We start from the raw sequence: 17,620 nt of genomic DNA on the forward strand, positions 1-17,620 counted from the left end.
GTCCGGCTAACTGATGCGGACCTCGGGGACGTAGGTGATCCATTTGCCGCCGGCCTCGCGGAAGCCGCGTTCCTTGGCCATGATCTCGTCGGCGTGGTTCCAGGCGAACAGCACCGCGTAGTCCGGATAGCAGCTTTGGAACGCCTCGACCGGCCGCACCGGGATGTGCGTGCCCGGAGTGAGCCTGCCCTGCTTGGCGGGCGTGGTGTCGCACACGTACGAGATCAGCCCGGTTCCCAGAGAGCAGTAGTTGGTGACCGTGGCGCTCTTGGCCGTGGCGCCGTAGCCGACCACCGTCTTGCCCTCGTCCCGCAGCCGCGTCAGCAGAGCGACCAGGTCATCGCGGATCCGCTGGACATTGGCCGCGAAGCCCTCCAGCGTGGCCCGCTCGGTCAGCTTCTGGGCGTCCTCGGCGGCGATCAGCTCGGCGACCGCGGGCGAGGGGGTGCGCGCCCCGGGCCGCGTCAGGGTGTAGCGGACCTCCCCGCCGTGCACCGCGAGCCGCTGCACGTCGACCAGTTCCAGCCCGAAGCGGGCGGCCATGCTCTGCACCGAGCGGGCGGTGAAGAAGTAGAAGTGCTCGTCGTAGATCTGGTCGAAGGAGGTCTTGGCCACGATGTCGCCCAGATAGGGGTCTTCGAAGACGAAGACGCCGTCGTCGGCCAGCAGCTCCCGGACGCCGCGCAGCACCGAGCCGATATAGGGGATGTGGCACAGCGTGTTGGCCGCGAAGATCACATTGGCCGGTCCGTCCGTCTCCCGGATCCGCTTGGCCGTCTCCTCCTCGAAGAACTCCACCATGACCCGGACACCGGCCGCCGCAGCGACTCCGGCGACGCCCCCGGAGGGCTCCACGCCCAGATGCCGCACGCCCGCCGCCTTGATCGTCTTCAGCATGACGCCGTCGTTGCAGCCGATCTCCACGATGAAGGGATCCGGGCCGGTCAGCTCGGTCTCCAGAAAGCGCCGCGCGGTCTGCTCAAAGTGCTTGCGCATCACGGCCGAGCCGGACGAGTAGTAGGGGTAGTCCTGGCGGAACATCAGGTCCCGGGGGACTTCCTCCATCAACTGCACCATCGTGCAGTCCTCGCACTGCCCTGCCGCGAGCCGGAAGAAGTACTCCTCAGACTCCGCCCCCGCGGCGGGAAAGGCATCGGATATCGGCTGCCGGCCGAAGTCAACGAACTCCCGTACCGCACCGCCGCACACCCGGCACTCGCTCATTGCAACCTCCTCGGCTCGAAGGTCATGGTGGTGGCGGTTCTTCGGGGCGCGGTCGAGGCTGCCTGGAACGCCCGCCCTCACCGCATGGAGTGCAGGCAGGCCAGCAGGGTGCGCGCCTGCACGTTGAGGTAACGGCCATGGCGGACCAGCTCGGCGAGCTGGCCGACGGTCACCCACGCGTACCCGTGGGGAGGCGAGTCGGGGACCCGCTCGTCCGCCTCGACGATCAGGTAGCGGTTCTCCGCGGCCAGGAACCGTCCGCCTTCTTCGGCGTGGATGGCCTGATAGCGGATCCGCTCGGGCCCGGCGTCGGTCACCTGTTCCAAGAACGGCGGCGGCTGCATCCCCCGGTAGTTGTCCGGCGCGCATTGCACGGTCGGGGCCAGTTCGACGCCGTCGCCGAGCCCCGCCTCGGCCTTGGCATGCACCAGCACGTGCAGCACACCGCCGAAGTCCCGGACCACGAACGCCGCCACGCCCAGGCCGCACGGCTGGATCAGCGGCTGCGTCCACGCCGCGACCTCCCGGCTGCCGGCCCGCACATCGACCGCGACGACGCGGAAGAATCGGCCGTCGTCGCGGGCGATCTCGTCCTCGCCGCGGTACCAGCCCGGCAGGCCCTCCAGCGGGACCCGCCCGGCCCGCAGCTCGCACTCGGCGCGCATGCCGGTGAACCAGCTCAGCACCTCGGCCGTCGTCCACAACGCGCCGGCCTCGGGGTCGCAGGAGGCCGCCAGCGCCTCCCGGAACCGGTCGGCGCGCCGCGGCGCGGCCGCCGCCGGCAGGTGGGCCAGCACCGTGCGGGAATCCATGTTGACCACGTTGTCCCTGGCCAGCAGCTGGTTGAGCTGGCCGAGGGTCAGCCAGCAAAAGTCGTCGGCGAGCGGCACGTCCTCGGTGACCTCGACCACCACGTTGCGGTTGCGCTTGCCGTGGAACCAGGCTCCGTGCTCGGACTGCAGCGCATCGACGATCACCCTGCCGGGGCGCCGCCCGGTGAAGTACTCCAGATATCGCACCGCCGACCCCTTGTGCACCCGCGTGTAGTTGCTGCGGGTCGCCTGCACGGTCGGTGACAGTTGCAGCAGACGCGGATTCCCCGGCTCCATCTTCGCCTGCATCAGAAAGTGCAGCACCCCGTCGAACTCTTTGGCCAGGATGCCGAGGATCCCGATCTCCGGCTGCACGATGATCGGCTGATGCCATTCGGGGAACCGACCGGCCGGCCAGCGCACGTGCAGCCCTTCCACCGAAAAGAACCGCCCGCTGTCGTGGACCAGGTTCCCGGTCCTGGGGGCGAAGCGCCAGCCGCGCAACCGGCGGAACGGGATCCGGCGGACCCGGAACGGATGCGCCGCCGCCCGCTCCGCCAGCCATCCGTCGAAATCCTCAGTCCGCAGACGAAGACCTTGCGTGCAGTCCGCGGACAGGGCGAGCCGACGGGGAAGCTCCCGGTCCTCCCTCGGCCGCAGTCGCATCACCTGGCACCTCCAGGCGGACGGGGAACCCGAGTGCCCGGCGATGGTGCGGCCGGCGGCTCGAATCCCACGGCAGCGCGACTGGAGCCCGCTATCGCCTCACTCGAGCGGGACTCGAGCGGCGCCGTCCACCCTGCCGCCATGGAGGTCGACCACATCGAGATCGTCGGAGCTCGCGAGCACAACCTCAAGGACGTCTCGCTGCGCATACCCAAGAACAAGATCACCGTCTTTACGGGCGTCTCCGGGTCGGGCAAGTCGTCCCTGGTCTTCGACACCCTGGCGGTCGAGGCGCAGCGACAGCTCAACGGCACGTTCAGCTGGTTCGTCCGCAACCAGCTCCCCAAATACCAGCGCCCGCACGTGGACACGATCGAGGGCCTGACCGCCCCGGTGATCGTCGATCAGAAACCGGTCGGCGGGAACGCCCGCTCGACCGTGGGCACGATGACCGACATCTACTCGATGCTCCGGGTGCTGTTCTCTCGCCACGGCAAGCCCGAAAACCCCCCGCACGTGTTCTCCTTCAACAACCCCGAGGGCATGTGCCCGGAGTGCGAAGGGCTCGGCCAGGTCCGCCGTGTGGACGTCGACGCGATGCTGGACAAGTCCAAGTCCCTGGAGGAGGGCGCGATCCGGCTGCCCACGCACAAGGTCGGCAGCATGGATTGGCAGCTATACGCCGCCTCGGGCTACTTCGATGTGTCCAAGAAGCTGCGCGACTACACCGAAGAGGAATGGCACATGCTCTGCCACGGCACCGGCGGCAAGGTGACCGTGCGCACCAAGAACACCACCTATGACATGAAGTACGAGGGGGTCGTCGACCGGTTTGCCCGCAACAACCTCAAACGCGACCTCAGCGGGCTCAGCGAGCGGGGCAGGGCCAACATCGAGCGGTTCATCACGCTCGGCGAGTGCACCTCCTGCCGGGGCCGCCGGCTGAACCCGACGGCGCTGGCCACCGAGATCAACGGGCGCAACATCGCCGACTGGACGGCCATGGAGGTCAGCGACCTGATCGCCGTGCTGGCGGAGATCGACGACCCGGCCGTCGCGTCGATCGTCGAAGGCATCCGCACGTCGCTGGAACGCATCGAGGCGATCGGATTGGGTTACCTGACGCTCGACCGCGCCACATTGTCGCTGTCCGGCGGCGAGGCACAGCGGCTGAAGACCGTCCGTCACCTCAGCAGCAGCCTGGTCGGCATGACCTACGTCTTCGATGAGCCGAGCACCGGGCTGCATCCACGCGACGTGGGGCGGCTCAACGAGCTGCTGCGCGCCCTGCGGGACAAGGGCAACACCGTGCTGGTCGTCGAGCACGACCCGGACGTCATCGCGATCGCCGACCATGTCGTCGATATCGGGCCGAAGGCCGGCGTGCACGGCGGGCGGATCGTCTTCGAGGGCCCGTTCGAGAAACTGCGGGAGGCCGACACGCTCACCGGCGCCGGGCTGCGCAGAACCGGCGTGCTCAAGAGCGACTTTCGCGAGCCGGCCGGGCGGCTGCCGATCATCGAGGCGGACCTGCACAACCTCAAGTCGATCTCGGTCGACTTCCCCACCGGGGTGCTGACCGTGGTCACCGGGGTGGCCGGCTCCGGCAAGAGCTCGCTGGTCTCCCAGGTGTTCATGCAGACCTACCCTGAGGCGATCTTCGTCGACCAGTCGCCGATCAAGGCGTCCGCGCGGTCCACGCCGGTCAGCTTCCTGGAGGCGATGGACCCGATCCGCAAGCTCTTCGCCAAGGCCAACAAGACCGACGCCGCCCTGTTCAGCTTCAACTCCGCTGGGGCCTGCCAAGAGTGCAAGGGCCGCGGCGAGCTCATCACCGAACTGGCCTACATGGACCCGGTCCGGACCCGCTGCGAGTCCTGCGAGGGCCGCCGGTTCAACGCCGAAGTGCTCGCCCACCGGCTGCGCGGCAAGTCCATCGCGGACGTGCTGGAGATGTCCGCCGAGGAGGCGGTGGAGTTCTTCACCGAACGCGAGGTGCGCGACAGGCTGCGCGGCCTGCTCGAGGTGGGCCTGGGCTACCTGAGCATCGGCCAGTCGCTGAGCACCCTGTCCGGCGGTGAGCGCCAGCGCCTCAAGCTCGCCGCCCGGCTCGGCGGCTCCGGCGACATCTACGTGCTGGACGAGCCCACCACCGGGCTGCACATGTCGGACGTGGAGGCCATCGTCGACCTGTTGGACCGGCTGGTGGACGCCGGCAACACGGTCATCGTGATCGAGCACAACCTCGACGTGGTGCGGCGGGCCGACTGGGTCATCGATCTGGGCCCGGAGGGCGGCAAACACGGCGGGCAGGTCGTCTTCACCGGCACTCCCCGGCAACTGCTGGAATGCCCGGACTCGGCGACCGGTGATCACCTGCGCCGGTACCTGGCCGCATGAGCGGCGAACCGCCCGGGCGCCAGCGGTGTTCGACCCTCCCCCGAGCGGAGGCCGCCACCCTGGAAGCCGGATGCGACCGCGAGGGGAGGGTGCCCATGGCCCCTGAGGGCAGCGTGCTGGTACTCGGCGGCCATGGCTTCGTCGGCCGCCACGTCTGCGCGGCGTTCGCCCAGCGCGGCAGGCGGGTCATCGTCGCCGGGCGTCGGCCGTCGCCGCGCCCGTCGCAGTATCCGTTCGTCCGTATGGACCTGGCGATGCTGTCGGCCGCCGAGCTGACCGCCGAGCTGGAACGGCTGCGCCCCGGCATCGTGATCAACACCGTGGGGAGCATCTGGGGCCGATCGGCCGAGGAGATGTGGGCGGCCGCGGCGCTGCCGACCCAGCGACTGATCAGTGCCCTCTCCTCACTGTCCTTCCGGCCACGGCTGGTGCATCTGGGCTCGGTCCTGGAATACGGGCACGTCGCTCCGGGCACCACCGTCGGGCCGCACACCGTCCCGCGTCCCGACACCGCCTACGGCCGGGCCAAGCTCGCCGCCACCGAGACGGCGGTGCGGGCCATGCGGTCGGGCGCCGTCGACGGCATGGTGCTGCGGCTGGCCAACATCGCCGGGCCCGGGGCGCCGGCCATCAGCCTGCTCGGGCAGGTGGCCGAACGGCTGGCCGCCTGCGTCGGGCGGGACGAGGTCGCCGAGGTGCGGCTGAGCCCGCTGAGCGCCTACCGCGACTATGTGGACGTCCGCGACGCGGCGGAAGCGGTGATCGCCGCCGCGTTCGCCACCGAGCACGTCGGAGTGATCGTCGATATCGGACGCGGCGAGGCGATTCCGGTCCGCTCCCTGGTCGACCTGCTCATCAAGCTGAGCGGGGTGCCCGCCCGGGTGGTGGAACAGGGCAGCAAACCGCTGGTACCCGACTGGCTGCAGCTGGACATCCGGCCCGCCATGCGGCTGCTGGGCTGGCGTCCGCGCCGGACCATCGCCGAGTCGGTGCGGGACTACTGGGCCGATGTGCGGCCGTCCGGCGTGCAACAGCAGACCCGGGCGTAGAGCGCTTCACGGCCGCGGCGCCCGGCCCCGATGATCGGGCCGGGCGCCGCGGCCGTGGGGCCGACGATGTTCAGGACGCCAGCCGGGCGGGGCGGCCTCGCCCGGCGCTCTCGGCGGCGATGTCCATCACATACCGCCCATAGGGCGAACTGGCCAGTCGCTCCCCGAGGCGGGCGCACGCCTCGGCGTCGATGTAGCCCATCTTCAGCGCGACCTCCTCGATGCAGGCGATGCGCACCCCCTGCCGTTCCTCCAGGGTCTGCACGTACTGGCCGGCCTTGAGCAGGGACTCGGGGGTTCCGGTGTCCAGCCAGGCGAATCCGCGGCCCAGATCGACCAGCTTGGCCTTGCCGCGTTCGAGGTACCACCGGTTGACATCGGTGATCTCCAGTTCGCCGCGGGCGGACGGGCGCAGGTTCCGGGCCACCTCGACGACGTTGTTGTCGTAGAAGTACAGCCCGGTGATCGCCAGATTGGACTTGGGCCGGGCGGGTTTCTCCTCGATCGAGATCAGCCTGCCGGACTCGTCCGTCTCCCCGACGCCGTACCGCTGTGGGTCGGTCACCGGGTAGCCGAACAAGACACAGCCGTCCACGTCGCGGGCGTTGCGCATCAGCGTCTCGCTGAAGCCGTGGCCATGGAAGATGTTGTCGCCCAGCACCAGTGCGACGCTGTCGCCGCCGATGAAGTCGGCTCCGATGGTGAACGCCTCCGCCAGGCCCCTGGGCTCTTTCTGCTCGGCGTACTCCAAACGGATGCCCAGCTGGGAGCCGTCGCCGAGCAGACGGCGGAACTGCGGCTGGTCGACCGGGGTGGTGATGATGAGGATCTCACTGATGCCGGCCAGCATGAGCACCGACAGCGGGTAGTAGATCATCGGCTTGTCGCAGATGGGCAGCAGCTGCTTGGACACCGCCAACGTGATCGGGTACAGCCGCGAGCCGGTGCCGCCGGCCAGGATGATCCCCTTCATGCGTCCGGCTTGTCCCGGTGGATCACCCGCGACCGGGTCCGGATCCGGCCGTCGGCGTCGCGCACCAGTTCGTCGCGCACGGTGAAGGTCGGTTCGAATTCGACCTTCCCGGCGGCGTCGGTGCGGGTGACCAGAGAGTAGTAGGTGACCTGCCAACCGTCGCCGGACGGTTCGATCACCAGGTGGTCGAACCAGTGCCGAACCACCACCCCCCGGTAACGCGGGAGGGCGGCCCGCATGCTCGCCAGCATCGCCTCCCGGCCGGCGACCCGCTCGCCACGGTGGGCGTGATCGACGACGCCGTCGGGGGTGAAGGTGTCGGCGTACTCCTCCAGCCTCAGTCCGTCCAGCAGGTGCATCTGGCGGGCATAGAAGCTCAGGATGTCCACGTAGTCCTCGGCGGTCACCTTCCGGACCGCCGCAACCGGCGTGCCCATCGCATGCTCCTCCCAGTCGCCTTTCGGGTCGGCCCCAGCGTTTCCCCGCAGGCTCCAGCGGCGCTGGATTTCCGGTCCAGCGCCCCGTCCGGTGCGCCGTTCCCGCAGGCCCGGGCCGTCTCGCCCGCCGCTCCAGCGGTCCTCGTCCCCGGCGGGCCACCATCGCCCCCCACCGGTGCGCAAAGCGGGAAGGAGACGCCGAAGATGACCGCAGCACGGGAGCGTCCGCACATGCTGGAGGTGGCGCCGTCGGTCCACGCCTACATCCAGCCGGACGGCGGATGGTGCCTGAACAACGCCGGGCTGATCGTCGGTGAGGACTGCACGGTGCTGATCGACACCGCGGCGACCGAACGGCGCACCCGGGCGTTGGACGCGGCGGTCAGACGGCTCGCGCCCCAGGGGCCGGACCTGCTGGTCAACACCCACTTCCACGGCGATCACACCTTCGGCAACGCCTATTTCAAGCCGCGGGCGACGATCATCGCGCACGAGAACTGCGCCCGCGACCAGCTGGCGGCCGGGCCTGCGCTGCGGGAGTTGTGGCCGGAGGTGGACTGGGGCCGGACGCCGATCACCGCACCCGATGTGACCTACCGCGGCGAGGCCGTGCTTCACCCCGGCGGTCATCGGGTCGAGCTGTTCCACCCGGGCCCGGCGCACACGGCCGGCGACACGGTGGTCTGGCTGCCCGACAGCGGTGTGCTGTTCACCGGGGATGTGGTGTGGTCGGCGACGACCCCGTTCTGCCTGATGGGCTCGATCACCGGCTCGCTGGAGGTGATCGGACGGCTGCGCGAGCTGCGCCCCCGAGTGGTCGTGCCCGGTCACGGACCGGTGGGCGGGCCGGAGCTGTTCGACCAGACCGAGTCCTACCTGACCTGGCTGCTGGAGGTCGCCGAGGAGGGGGTGCGGGCCGGCCGCCCGGCGCTGGAGACCGCCCGCTGCGCCGATCTCGGCCGGTTCGCCGCCCTGCTCGACTCCGAACGCCTGGTCGGCAATCTGCACCGCGCCTACGCCGAGCTGGCCGGGCTGCCGCCCGGTGCGCCGATCGACGTAGGGTCCGCCTTCGCCGAGATGGTCGAGTTCCACGGCGCCCTGCCCGCCTGCCACGCCTAGCCGTGCCGGTGGACAGGCCTTTTCCAGCGGCACATATGAAGATCACAGAAACCGATTGTGAGGAGTTCACAGCCGACGCGTGAGCGCCGCACTACCGATCACCTGAACCGCCTTCGAAGATTGAATCGCACAATTCCACACGAGATTTTCTCGCTCCGCGCCCCACCGCCCTCCCAGCGGACGGAAGACGCCAGTGAGGAGACGAAATCCCAAGTCACAAAGGTGTCTCCGGTGGGAAGGGAGCGGTGGCCCCGCACCGGTGGAGCGCGACACGACCCCCGAGACTGGAAGCCCGAGAAAGGAGATGGAAAATGAGTGAAGTGCTGAGGGAAATCGACTCGCTGCTGCCGGCGGAGGCCTCCGAGACCGTCGAACTGTCGATCCACCGGCTGGACGGCTCGGTGGACGGCGAGCAGATGGTCATGCCGAGCGCGCGCTGCTGCCGGGCTTTGATCGACGGAGAGTGAGAAACGGAAAGGCGGCGCGGCACATGACCCGGACCACGACGTCGACCGGCCGCAGGGTCGGCTTCAAACGGCACCTTCGGCTCGAGTTCGCCGACGGCGGGATCACCTACCTGATCGAGGAGGGCGCGGTCACCGCACTGGAAGGGTCATGCGCCGCGCCGCTGGCGCGGCTGCTGGACGGCACCCGGGACCTGGCCGGGGTGCTGCGGGATGCACCGGCCACCCTGAGCTCCCAGGAGGTCGCCGCCGGGGTGCGGCGACTGGCGGAGGCCGGACTGCTGACCGTGCACGCCGACCACGACGACGCCGAACCGGTGGTGCTGGCCTACTGGGACGCCGCCGGGATGCACGGCTCCCAGGTACTGGAGGAGCTGCGCGGCAAGCGAGTCGAGCTCCTTTCGCTGTCCCAGATCGACACCGCCCCAGTTGCCGACGCCTTCCAGGCCGCCGCGATCCCCTTGTCGTCCCCGCAGGACTCCCGGTCCGCCCCGGCGGACGAACGCGCCGACCTGACCGTGGTGCTCTGCGACGACTACCTCGACCCCCGGCTCGCCGCGATCAACGACGATCATCGGCGCACGGGGCGGCCGTGGCTCATCGCCAAGCCCACCGGCACCGAGGTGTGGGTCGGGCCGTTCTTCGTCCCCGGCGACGGGCCCTGCTGGCGATGCCTGGCCGACCGGATCGCGGTGCACCGCCGCGCCGAGGCGCACTTGCGGGAGCTGGCCGGCGACCGGGCGGTGCCGCCTCCCCCCAGGGTGAGCCTGCCGGTGACCATCGCCTCAGCGGCCTGCACGATCGCGCTGGAGGCCGTCAAGTGGCTCGGCGGCCACCGCCATCCCGGCCAGCGGCGGGTGTGGACCCAGGACACCCTCACCCTGCGCGTCCGGCACCACGAGGCCGTCCGCCGCCCGCAGTGCCCCTCCTGCGGCGACCCGGACCTGATGCGGCGGCGGGCTCACCGTCCGGTCGAACCCGTCTCCCGGCGCAAGGCGCCCGGCGCCCGCGGCGGCCACCGGTCCGCCGCCCCGGAGAGCGTCCTGGAGCGGTACCGGCACCTGGTCGGGCCCATCACCGGCATCGTCGCCGAGATCACCCCCGACGAGCGCGGCCCGCGATTCTTCAACTCCTACCGTTCCGGTCCCAACCTGGCGCTGCGCGCGCGCACCCTCAAGGGCCTGCGCTCAATGCTGCGCTCGCACAGCGGCGGCAAGGGCGTGACCGCGGTCGAGGCCAAGGCCGGTGCATTGTGCGAGGCGGCCGAGCGGTTCTGCGGCTCCTTCCAGGGCGACGAGTGCCGGATCAGCGGCTCCTTCGAGGCACTGCGGCACCTGGCGATACATCCCAACGCCTGTCAGCTGTTCGACGAACGGCAGTACGCCGCCCGCGCCGAATGGAACTCCGCTCACGGCCCGCTGCTGCACATTCCCGAGCCGTTCGACGAGCGCGCCGTGATCGACTGGACCCCGGTCTGGTCGCTGAGCCGCCGGGAGCACCGGCTGCTGCCGACCTCGATGCTGTACTACGGCGCCCCCGGCCCCGTCCCGGCCGACTCCAACGGCAACGCCGCCGGCAGCTCCCTGGAGGACGCCATCCTGCAGGGGCTGCTGGAGCTGATCGAGCGGGACGCGGTGGCGATCTGGTGGTACAACCGGCTGCGGATGCCGGAGTTCGACCTGGACGACCTCGGCGACCCGTGGATCGACCGGCTCCGGCAGGTCCACGCCGACCTCGGCCGCCAGGTGTGGGTGCTGGACGTCACCTCCGACCTGGGCGTCCCGGCGATGGCCGCGCTGTCCCGCCGGACATCCGGCGGGCCCGAGCGCATCATGTTCGGCTTCGGCGCCCATCTCGACCCGGCGGTGGCGGTCCGCCGCGCGCTCACCGAGCTCAACCAGGCGATGCCCTGGGTCGTCGCGGAGCAGCGCGAATGCGGCGACCCGGATCTGGAGCGCTGGCTGCGTGAGATCACCGTCGAGCAGCAGCCCTATCTGACCCCCGACCCCCACGCCCCCAAACGGCGCCGCAAGGACCACCCGTATGTCTTCGAACCCGACCTGGCCGAGGACATCGCCTCCATCCAGGCCACGCTGGAGGCGGCCGGCCTGGAGGTGCTGGTGCTCGACCAGACCCGCCCGGACGTCGGGCTTCCTGTGGTGAAGGTCATCGTTCCCGGATTGCGCCCGTTTTGGGCCAGGTTCGCCCCCGGACGGCTCTTCGACGTCCCGGTCCGGATGGGGCTGCGGGAGCGGCCGACACGCTACGCGGATCTCAATCCGATCCCGCTGTTCGCCTGACTCGAGCGGCCCTCGAGTCGCGGCGGAAGAATCACCGAAGACCGGCGGCCCAGTTGAATCCCCGCATTAGAAGGCAAAACCGTTGGCTGAGCCTAGATGTCCCACGCTGACCGCCCGTCCGCTCTGGTCGCTGACCGAGGACGTCCTGCTGCTGAACGTCGGCGACGGACTGGTGGCGCGCACCCGATGGGGCGACATCCACATCGACGACGGCAGCGCCGTGGTGCGCGAGTCGCTGCACCGCATGACCCTGGGCCCGGTGACCTTGGGGAACGTCGCGGGTCTGCGAGAGGACTACCTGCGTTGGAGGGCGGGCTCGCAAGAGACCTCACCGGCCTGGCGCCGGGTGCAGCGGGTGATCGAGCAGCTCGGCGGCTGCGTCATCGCCTCACTCGAACTCGGCGACGGCGCCGGCCCGGACATCTCGGTCGTGCCGGTGTCGGCCCACGCCGCCTTCTCCATCCCGCCGGTCACCGAGACCAGTCTGGTGACGCTGGTCCCCGGCTGCCGCCTGGAGTCCCTCGGCGGGTTGCACACGCTGTCCGCCCCGTCGGCGCTCCACCAGGTGGAGCTGCGCCCACCGGCGGTGAACGTGGTCCGCCGGCTGGCCGGCGGGCCTCACCTCCTGAAGGACGTCGCGGCCGCGGTGCGGCTGAACGTGCGGCTGACCGTCGATGTGGTCGCCTATCTGGCCGGCGCCGGCATGGTCACGGTGGCCGAGCGGTCCGGGCCGGCCTCCCCGGCCCTCTAGCGCGATCGGGCCGCCCTCCGGCATCCCCGGAAAGCGGACGCGACCTGCGGCGACGATTCCGTCCCGGCCCACCGGCCGCGGGAACCGCGCTTCACCGCAGTGACCACTTCCCCTTTCAGGCACGCCCCATATGAGCCGGTAGTGGCCATCTCGCATTCTTCTCTTGCCCAAAAGGAGGTCACTCAGTCAGGCTTGGATCGTATTCAGGTGTCACCGAACTTTTTCAGTACCCGTTCTGCCTGATCACCGGCGTGATGGCCCGTTCCACCACGGTCGGGACGAGCCGGTGACCGGCGCCGTGCGGACCGCCTCGGGCGCGGCTCGCCCGCTGCGCGGGCCCGCCGGTCACGTGTCGGAAAAGGTTCACTGTCGTGAGCAGCGGGCAAGGGGCGGATCACATGACACTGACGGCGGCGTCGCCCGATACTTCGAGCATCGGCCGACGGTCGGCGCCACCGCCTCTCGAGCGGCCCACCGCCCTGGCGCCCCGGCTGGCCATGCTGGTCATGGCCTCGGTGTTCGGCGGCTTCTACGCCATGGCCCTGGTTTGGGTCTTCGAAGACGGAGCGACGCCGCAACGGGTGGCACTGGCCATTGTGGCCGGGGTCACATTGCTGGTAATGCAGTTCGGCTTCTTCAGCCGCGTTGGCGCCGACTTGCGCTCCAAACGGGCATATGGAATGCTCGTTCTGCATTTGCTGGTTTCTTATCTTCCGCTTATTCACCTGGGGAACTCCTGGGTGTCGCTGCAGGCTTTCTCGGCCGGGAACGCGCTCTTGGTGCTGCCGGCCGTTCCACGCTGGATCGCCTGGGCGGTGATCGCGCTCAGCGTCGGCGTCATCGGCGCCCCGTACGTCGATCCGCCCTATGGCGTCCCCTACCTGATCCTCATCACGGGGCAGACCGGGCTCATCGTCTACGGGCTCTCCAAGTTGCGCTCGGTGGTCTCCACCCTGCATGACATGCGCAGCGAGCTGGCCCGTGTCTCGGTGGCCGAGGACCGGCTGCGGTTCGCCCGGGACGTGCACGACCTGCTCGGCTCCGGCCTGTCGGCGCTCGTCCTCAAAAGCGAGCTGGCCCACCGGCTGATCGTGCCGAATCCGGCGCGAGCCGCACGGGAGCTCGCCGAGATCCTCGACATCGGACGGCGGGCGCTGGCGGACGCCCGGTCCGTGGCGGCCGGCGGACACCGGCTGCGCCTGGCGGAGGAACTGGAGTCGGCGCGCTCGATCCTGGCGGCCGCCGAGGTCGAGCTGTCGCTGCGCGGGGCGGACACCCGGCTGCCGGAGCCCATCGAGACGGTCTTCGCGACGATCTTGCGGGAGGGCATCACCAATGTGCTCCGCCATGGCGCCGCCCGGCGCTGCTCGGTCACCATCGGCCGGGACGGCGCCACCGCCGTGCTGGAGATCGTCAACGACTGCTCCGCCCCGAGCCGCGGCCTCGACCTGCCTCTCGGCGGCAGCGGGCTGGCCAACCTGACCCGCCGGATCGACAGGATCGGCGGAACCCTGATCGCCCGGCTCCGGCCCGATGGCACGTTCCTTTTGCGCGCCGAGGCGCCCCTGGACACGCCGGAGGGCGGGGACGGCGCCGAGCCGGTGAAGACGGCCCGGCCCGCACCCGCCTCCGGCCGGCGTTTTCGGGACGAGAGGCTCCGCTTCCCCGAGCTGCTGGTGTGGACCACGCTCGGCGGCTACTCCCTGATCGGCGTGCTATGGGTGCTGAGCACCGTCAAGGGGGCCGGTCCGATGGCGTTCGCCTTCGCCTGCATCGGCGGGGTCGCCCTGATCCAGCTGGGGTACTTCGCCAATCCGCGCGTCGGGAAACGCCCGGCGCGCTCCTACGGGGCGCTTCTGGCGCTCGCCGCGCTGACCTTCACCCCGATCGTGGTCATGCAGAACCCCCACCTGGGCACGCCCGGGCTCGTCGCCGGCAGCATCCTGCTCACGCTGCGCCCGGCCGTGGCGGTACCGGGTTTCCTGGCCGTAGCGCTCGGCATCGCCGGCGTGCACGCCGCCCTGGGCAGCGCGCCCCTCTATGTGGCGTACGGGGCCGTCTCCACCGCGATGACCGGTCTGGTGACCTTCGGGATGGTCCGGCTCATCGCACTGGTGGCCAGTACGCATGCGGCCCGCCGGGAACTGGCCGACCTGGCCGTGATGGAGCAGCGGCTGCAGTTCGGCCAGCAGCTACAGGAACTGGTGGGCCGGAGCCTGTCGAACGTCATCGCCCGAGGCGAGCTGGCGATGCGGCTGTGCGCCGATGAACCGGAGCGGGCACGGGCGGAGCTGGGCGAATTGCTGAGGGTGGCCCGGCAGGCGCTCACCGATGTACGCAAGGTCGCCTCGGGTCACCGGGACATCACCCTGGACTCGGAGTCTTCTTCGGTGCGCTCGGTGCTGACCGCCGCGGGGATCGACCCGTGCATCAGCCTGGCGCACGGCCGGCTGCCGCAGCCGGTGCAGAACGTGCTGGCCATGGTGCTCCGCGAGGGGGCGACGAACGTGCTGCGGCACAGTGAGGCGACCCGCTGCGCCATCACCACCCGGCGCACAGCCGAGGGGGTGATCCTGTGCATCGTCAACGACGGGGCGTCCGCGACCGGAGGCACCCTGGCGGAGGGCGGCGGAGTCGACAGTCTCCGTTCCCGGCTGACCGAGCTGGGCGGCTCGTTGGAGGCCGAACACGGCCGCGACGGCCTGTTCATGCTGCGGGCGCATGTGCCTTTGCCGGAGCCCGGCCCGCAGCCCGGCTGAGCCTCCGCGCGCCGGGGCCCGCCGTCCGGGCGGCGCCCTCCCCCGCCGTGCCGCACGATGCGGCGGCGGTCACAGCCAGTCGGAGGCGTGGGCGATCCTGATCGCGTCGATCCGGTTGCGGGCGTTGAGCTTGGAGACCGCCGAGGCGAGGTAGTTGCGCACGGTGCCGGTGGTCAGGAACAAAGTGGCGGCGATCTCCTCCACCCCCGACCCGCTGGCCGCGATCCGCAGTACCTCCAGCTCCCGCTCCGTCAGCGGGCACTCCCCGCTGTCCCAGGCCGCGAGAGCCAACTGGCCGTCGATGTAGCGCCGGCCCGCCGCGACGGTCCGGATCGCCTCGGTCAGCTCCCCCGGCGGCGCGTCCTTCATGATGAAACCGCCCACCTTGGCCGTCAGCGCCTTGCGCAGGGTTCCCGGACGGCCGAGGCTGGTCAGGATAAGAGTGCGGGTCTCGGGCAGTTCCTGATGGATCATGCGGGCCGCGGTGATGCCGTCGACGACCGGCAGGTCGATGTCAATGATCGCCACATCGGGCCGGTAGGCGCGGGCCACGCGCATGATCTCGTCACCCGAAGCCACGTCCGCGACAACCCGGATGTCCTCCTCGAGGTCCAAAAGCGCGACAATGGCCGCGCGGACGATATGCATGTCTTCTGCCAGCATCACCCGGAGCATCGGACCCCACCCTAGCCGGGATATGCAACTTTCGCCAGAAAGTTCACGAAATGCTCTAAATTCCGGGTTCGCCGCCTTCGGATGTCCATCGTGCGGTCCGCCAGCCGCCCGCTTGCAGTGCGCCGCACCAGTCGCCGGGCGCGTGATAACAGGACGACGACAACCAGTTCGCCTCCCGGGCGACCGCGAGCTCTTCCGATTCCTCGGCGATTCGGTCCCGCACAATGCTGAAAACAACGGCCAATGCCGCGATGTCATATTCGTTCGGACGGCCCGCGACAATTCTGAAAAGCGGTTCACCGGGCATGTCACATCGGGGGGTTGCCGTGTTTGCGGGCCGGTGCGGGAGCGTGCTTCATCTCCAGCATATCCAGCGCCCTTATCAGGGTCTGCCGGGTTGTCGCCGGGTCGATGACGTCGTCGACCAAACCGCGTTCGGCCGCGTAATAAGGGTGCATCAGCTCCTCGCGGTAGGCCTCGATGCACTCGGCCCTCGTCCGCTCCGGGTCGGGGGAGCCGGCTATCTCGCGGCGGAAGATGATGTTGGCCGCGCCCTCCGGGCCCATGACCGCGATCTCGTTGGTCGGCCACGCCAAGGACAGGTCGGCCCCGATGGACCGGGAGTCCAGCACGATGTAGGCGCCACCGTAGGCCTTACGCAACACCAGCTGGATGCGGGGGACCGACGCGGCGCAGTAGGCGTACAGCAGCTTGGCGCCATGCCTGATGATCCCGTTGTGCTCCTGCTCGCGTCCGGGCAGGAAGCCGGGCACATCGACCAGCGTGATCAGCGGGATGCTGAAGGCGTCGCACATCTGCACGAACCGAGCACCCTTGGCGGAGGCGTCGATGTCGAGCGCGCCGGCCGCCACCAAGGGCTGGTTGGCGACGATACCGACCAGCCGGCCATCCATCCGCGCCAGCGCACAGATGAGGTTGCGCGCCCAATGCTCGTGCAGCTCCAGGTACTCACCGTGGTCGACGATCTCTTCGATGACCCGGTGCATGTCGTAGGCCGTGGCGGAGCCGACCGGGACGATGTCCAGCAGCGCCTCGTTCCTGCGGTCGGGAGGGTCGCCGGTCCGCACCACGGGGGCCAGGGTGCGGTTGTTGGGCGGCAGCAGTGACAGCAGGTACCTGACCTCTTCGATGCAGGACTCCTCGTCGTCGTGGACGAAGGTGGCCACCCCGGACAGCGAAGCGTGCACATCGGCTCCCCCCAGGCCGTTCATGTCGATGCGCTCGCCGGTGACGGCCTCGACCACGTCCGGACCGGTGATGAACATCTGCGCCACGTCGCGGACCATGAACACGAAGTCGGTCAGCGCCGGCGAGTAGGCGGCGCCCCCGGCGCACGGCCCCAAGATCACGCTGATCTGCGGGATGACCCCCGAGGCCAGGGTGTTGCGGCGGAAGATGCCGCCGTAGCCGGCCAGCGCGGTAACGCCTTCCTGGATCCTGGCCCCGGCCCCGTCGCACAGGCTGACCAGCGGTGCACCGGCCGCCACGGCCATGTCCATCACCTTATGGATCTTCGCCGCGTGCGCCTCGCCGAGCGCCCCGCCGAAGATCCGGAAGTCGTGCGCGTAGACGAACACCTTCCGGCCGAAGACCAGCCCCCAGCCGGCCACCACGCCGTCGGTGTAGGGACGTTTGCGGTCCAGGCCGAAGGAAGTCGCCCGGTGCCTGCGGAACGCCTCGATCTCGACGAAGGTCCCCTCGTCGAACAGCAGGTCGATCCGTTCCCGGACGGTGAGCTTGCCTCTGGCCCGCTGCCGGCGGGTGGCCTCCACGCTCGGCCCCCGCACGATGGCGGCCTTCAGCCGGTTCAGGCTTTCGGCGCGGGTACGCAGGTTGTCCTGTTGGGTGAGCACATCGCCGTTCCCTGCGGCACCGCCCCGGGCCGTCAGCCCCTCGGCCGCGACGCTCTCCACCTCTTTGTCCACTGGCGTCGTCATCACAACTCCTAGCGTGTGAAGATCCCCGCCGGA

General features: G+C 69.9%; 14 protein-coding genes. 7 read left to right on the forward strand and 7 right to left on the reverse strand.

The features are described from left to right. Positions 1-6 precede the first annotated feature (6 nt). Together BUE48_RS13615 and BUE48_RS13620 are read right to left on the reverse strand one after the other, a co-directional pair. A complete protein-coding gene (locus tag BUE48_RS13615; RefSeq protein ID WP_012853089.1) occupies positions 7-1,224 on the reverse strand; it encodes a class I SAM-dependent methyltransferase in 1,218 nt (405 codons plus the stop codon). Between the two features lie 77 nt (positions 1,225-1,301). Next, positions 1,302-2,702: an NDP-hexose 2,3-dehydratase family protein gene (locus tag BUE48_RS13620; RefSeq protein WP_012853090.1), complete on the reverse strand. Its 1,401-nt coding sequence runs from the start codon at positions 2,700-2,702 to the stop codon at positions 1,302-1,304. A 141-nt stretch (positions 2,703-2,843) separates the two neighbouring features. Between BUE48_RS13620 and BUE48_RS13625 the strand changes: the two genes are divergently transcribed. Together BUE48_RS13625 and BUE48_RS13630 are read left to right on the forward strand one after the other, a co-directional pair. Continuing rightward, positions 2,844-5,102, forward strand: coding sequence for an ATP-binding cassette domain-containing protein (locus tag BUE48_RS13625; protein ID WP_012853091.1), 2,259 nt, complete (start codon positions 2,844-2,846; stop codon positions 5,100-5,102). Positions 5,103-5,197: 95 nt separating this feature from the next. Then, positions 5,198-6,151 (forward strand): NAD-dependent epimerase/dehydratase family protein, encoded by a 954-nt coding sequence (locus BUE48_RS13630; RefSeq protein ID WP_286990035.1) that lies wholly within the window; start codon positions 5,198-5,200, stop codon positions 6,149-6,151. A gap of 70 nt (positions 6,152-6,221) precedes the next feature. Here BUE48_RS13630 and rfbA read toward each other — a convergent pair whose 3' ends face one another. Together rfbA and BUE48_RS13640 are read right to left on the reverse strand one after the other, a co-directional pair. Further along, entirely contained in the window at positions 6,222-7,124 is a 903-nt protein-coding gene (rfbA, locus tag BUE48_RS13635) for a glucose-1-phosphate thymidylyltransferase RfbA (RefSeq protein ID WP_012853093.1), read from the reverse strand. Further along, positions 7,121-7,561: a nuclear transport factor 2 family protein gene (locus BUE48_RS13640; protein WP_012853094.1), complete on the reverse strand. Its 441-nt coding sequence runs from the start codon at positions 7,559-7,561 to the stop codon at positions 7,121-7,123. Before BUE48_RS13640 ends, rfbA begins: the two co-directional genes overlap by 4 nt. A 204-nt stretch (positions 7,562-7,765) precedes the next feature. Here BUE48_RS13640 and BUE48_RS13645 point away from each other — a divergent pair, with 204 nt between their 5' ends. The 5 genes from BUE48_RS13645 to BUE48_RS13665 all read left to right on the forward strand — a co-directional run bounded on the left by BUE48_RS13645 (position 7,766) and on the right by BUE48_RS13665 (position 14,954). Continuing rightward, entirely contained in the window at positions 7,766-8,680 is a 915-nt protein-coding gene (locus BUE48_RS13645; RefSeq protein WP_012853095.1) for an MBL fold metallo-hydrolase, read from the forward strand. Between the two features lie 311 nt (positions 8,681-8,991). After that, positions 8,992-9,147 (forward strand): hypothetical protein, encoded by a 156-nt coding sequence (locus BUE48_RS13650; RefSeq protein ID WP_012853096.1) that lies wholly within the window; start codon positions 8,992-8,994, stop codon positions 9,145-9,147. A 23-nt stretch (positions 9,148-9,170) separates the two neighbouring features. Beyond that, entirely contained in the window at positions 9,171-11,444 is a 2,274-nt protein-coding gene (locus BUE48_RS13655) for a TOMM precursor leader peptide-binding protein (protein ID WP_012853097.1), read from the forward strand. 82 nt (positions 11,445-11,526) lie between these two features. Continuing rightward, complete coding sequence (locus BUE48_RS13660; protein ID WP_012853098.1) at positions 11,527-12,195, forward strand: hypothetical protein; 669 nt, start codon at positions 11,527-11,529, stop codon at positions 12,193-12,195. Positions 12,196-12,935: 740 nt separating this feature from the next. Next, entirely contained in the window at positions 12,936-14,954 is a 2,019-nt protein-coding gene (locus tag BUE48_RS13665; protein WP_286990039.1) for a sensor histidine kinase, read from the forward strand. 69 nt (positions 14,955-15,023) lie between these two features. Here the strand turns inward: BUE48_RS13665 and BUE48_RS13670 are convergent, their stop codons facing one another. From BUE48_RS13670 to BUE48_RS13680, 3 genes are read right to left on the reverse strand one after another with little or no spacing between them, the layout of a single operon-like run. Beyond that, the gene (locus BUE48_RS13670; protein WP_012853100.1) at positions 15,024-15,629 is read right to left on the reverse strand and encodes a response regulator transcription factor; all 606 of its coding nucleotides are present in this window, start codon (positions 15,627-15,629) and stop codon (positions 15,024-15,026) included. 55 nt (positions 15,630-15,684) lie between these two features. Continuing rightward, a complete protein-coding gene (locus BUE48_RS13675) occupies positions 15,685-15,936 on the reverse strand; it encodes an acyl-CoA carboxylase epsilon subunit (RefSeq protein WP_286990040.1) in 252 nt (83 codons plus the stop codon). A gap of 1 nt (position 15,937) precedes the next feature. Then, positions 15,938-17,587 carry an acyl-CoA carboxylase subunit beta gene (locus BUE48_RS13680; protein ID WP_012853101.1) on the reverse strand — a complete coding sequence of 550 codons (1,650 nt, stop codon included), beginning with the start codon at positions 17,585-17,587 and terminating at the stop codon, positions 15,938-15,940. Positions 17,588-17,620: the final 33 nt, after the last annotated feature.

The sequence above is a fragment of the Thermomonospora sp. CIF 1 genome, assembly GCF_001896795.1.
GTDB classification, from domain to species: Bacteria; Actinomycetota; Actinomycetes; order Streptosporangiales; family Streptosporangiaceae; genus Thermomonospora; species Thermomonospora curvata.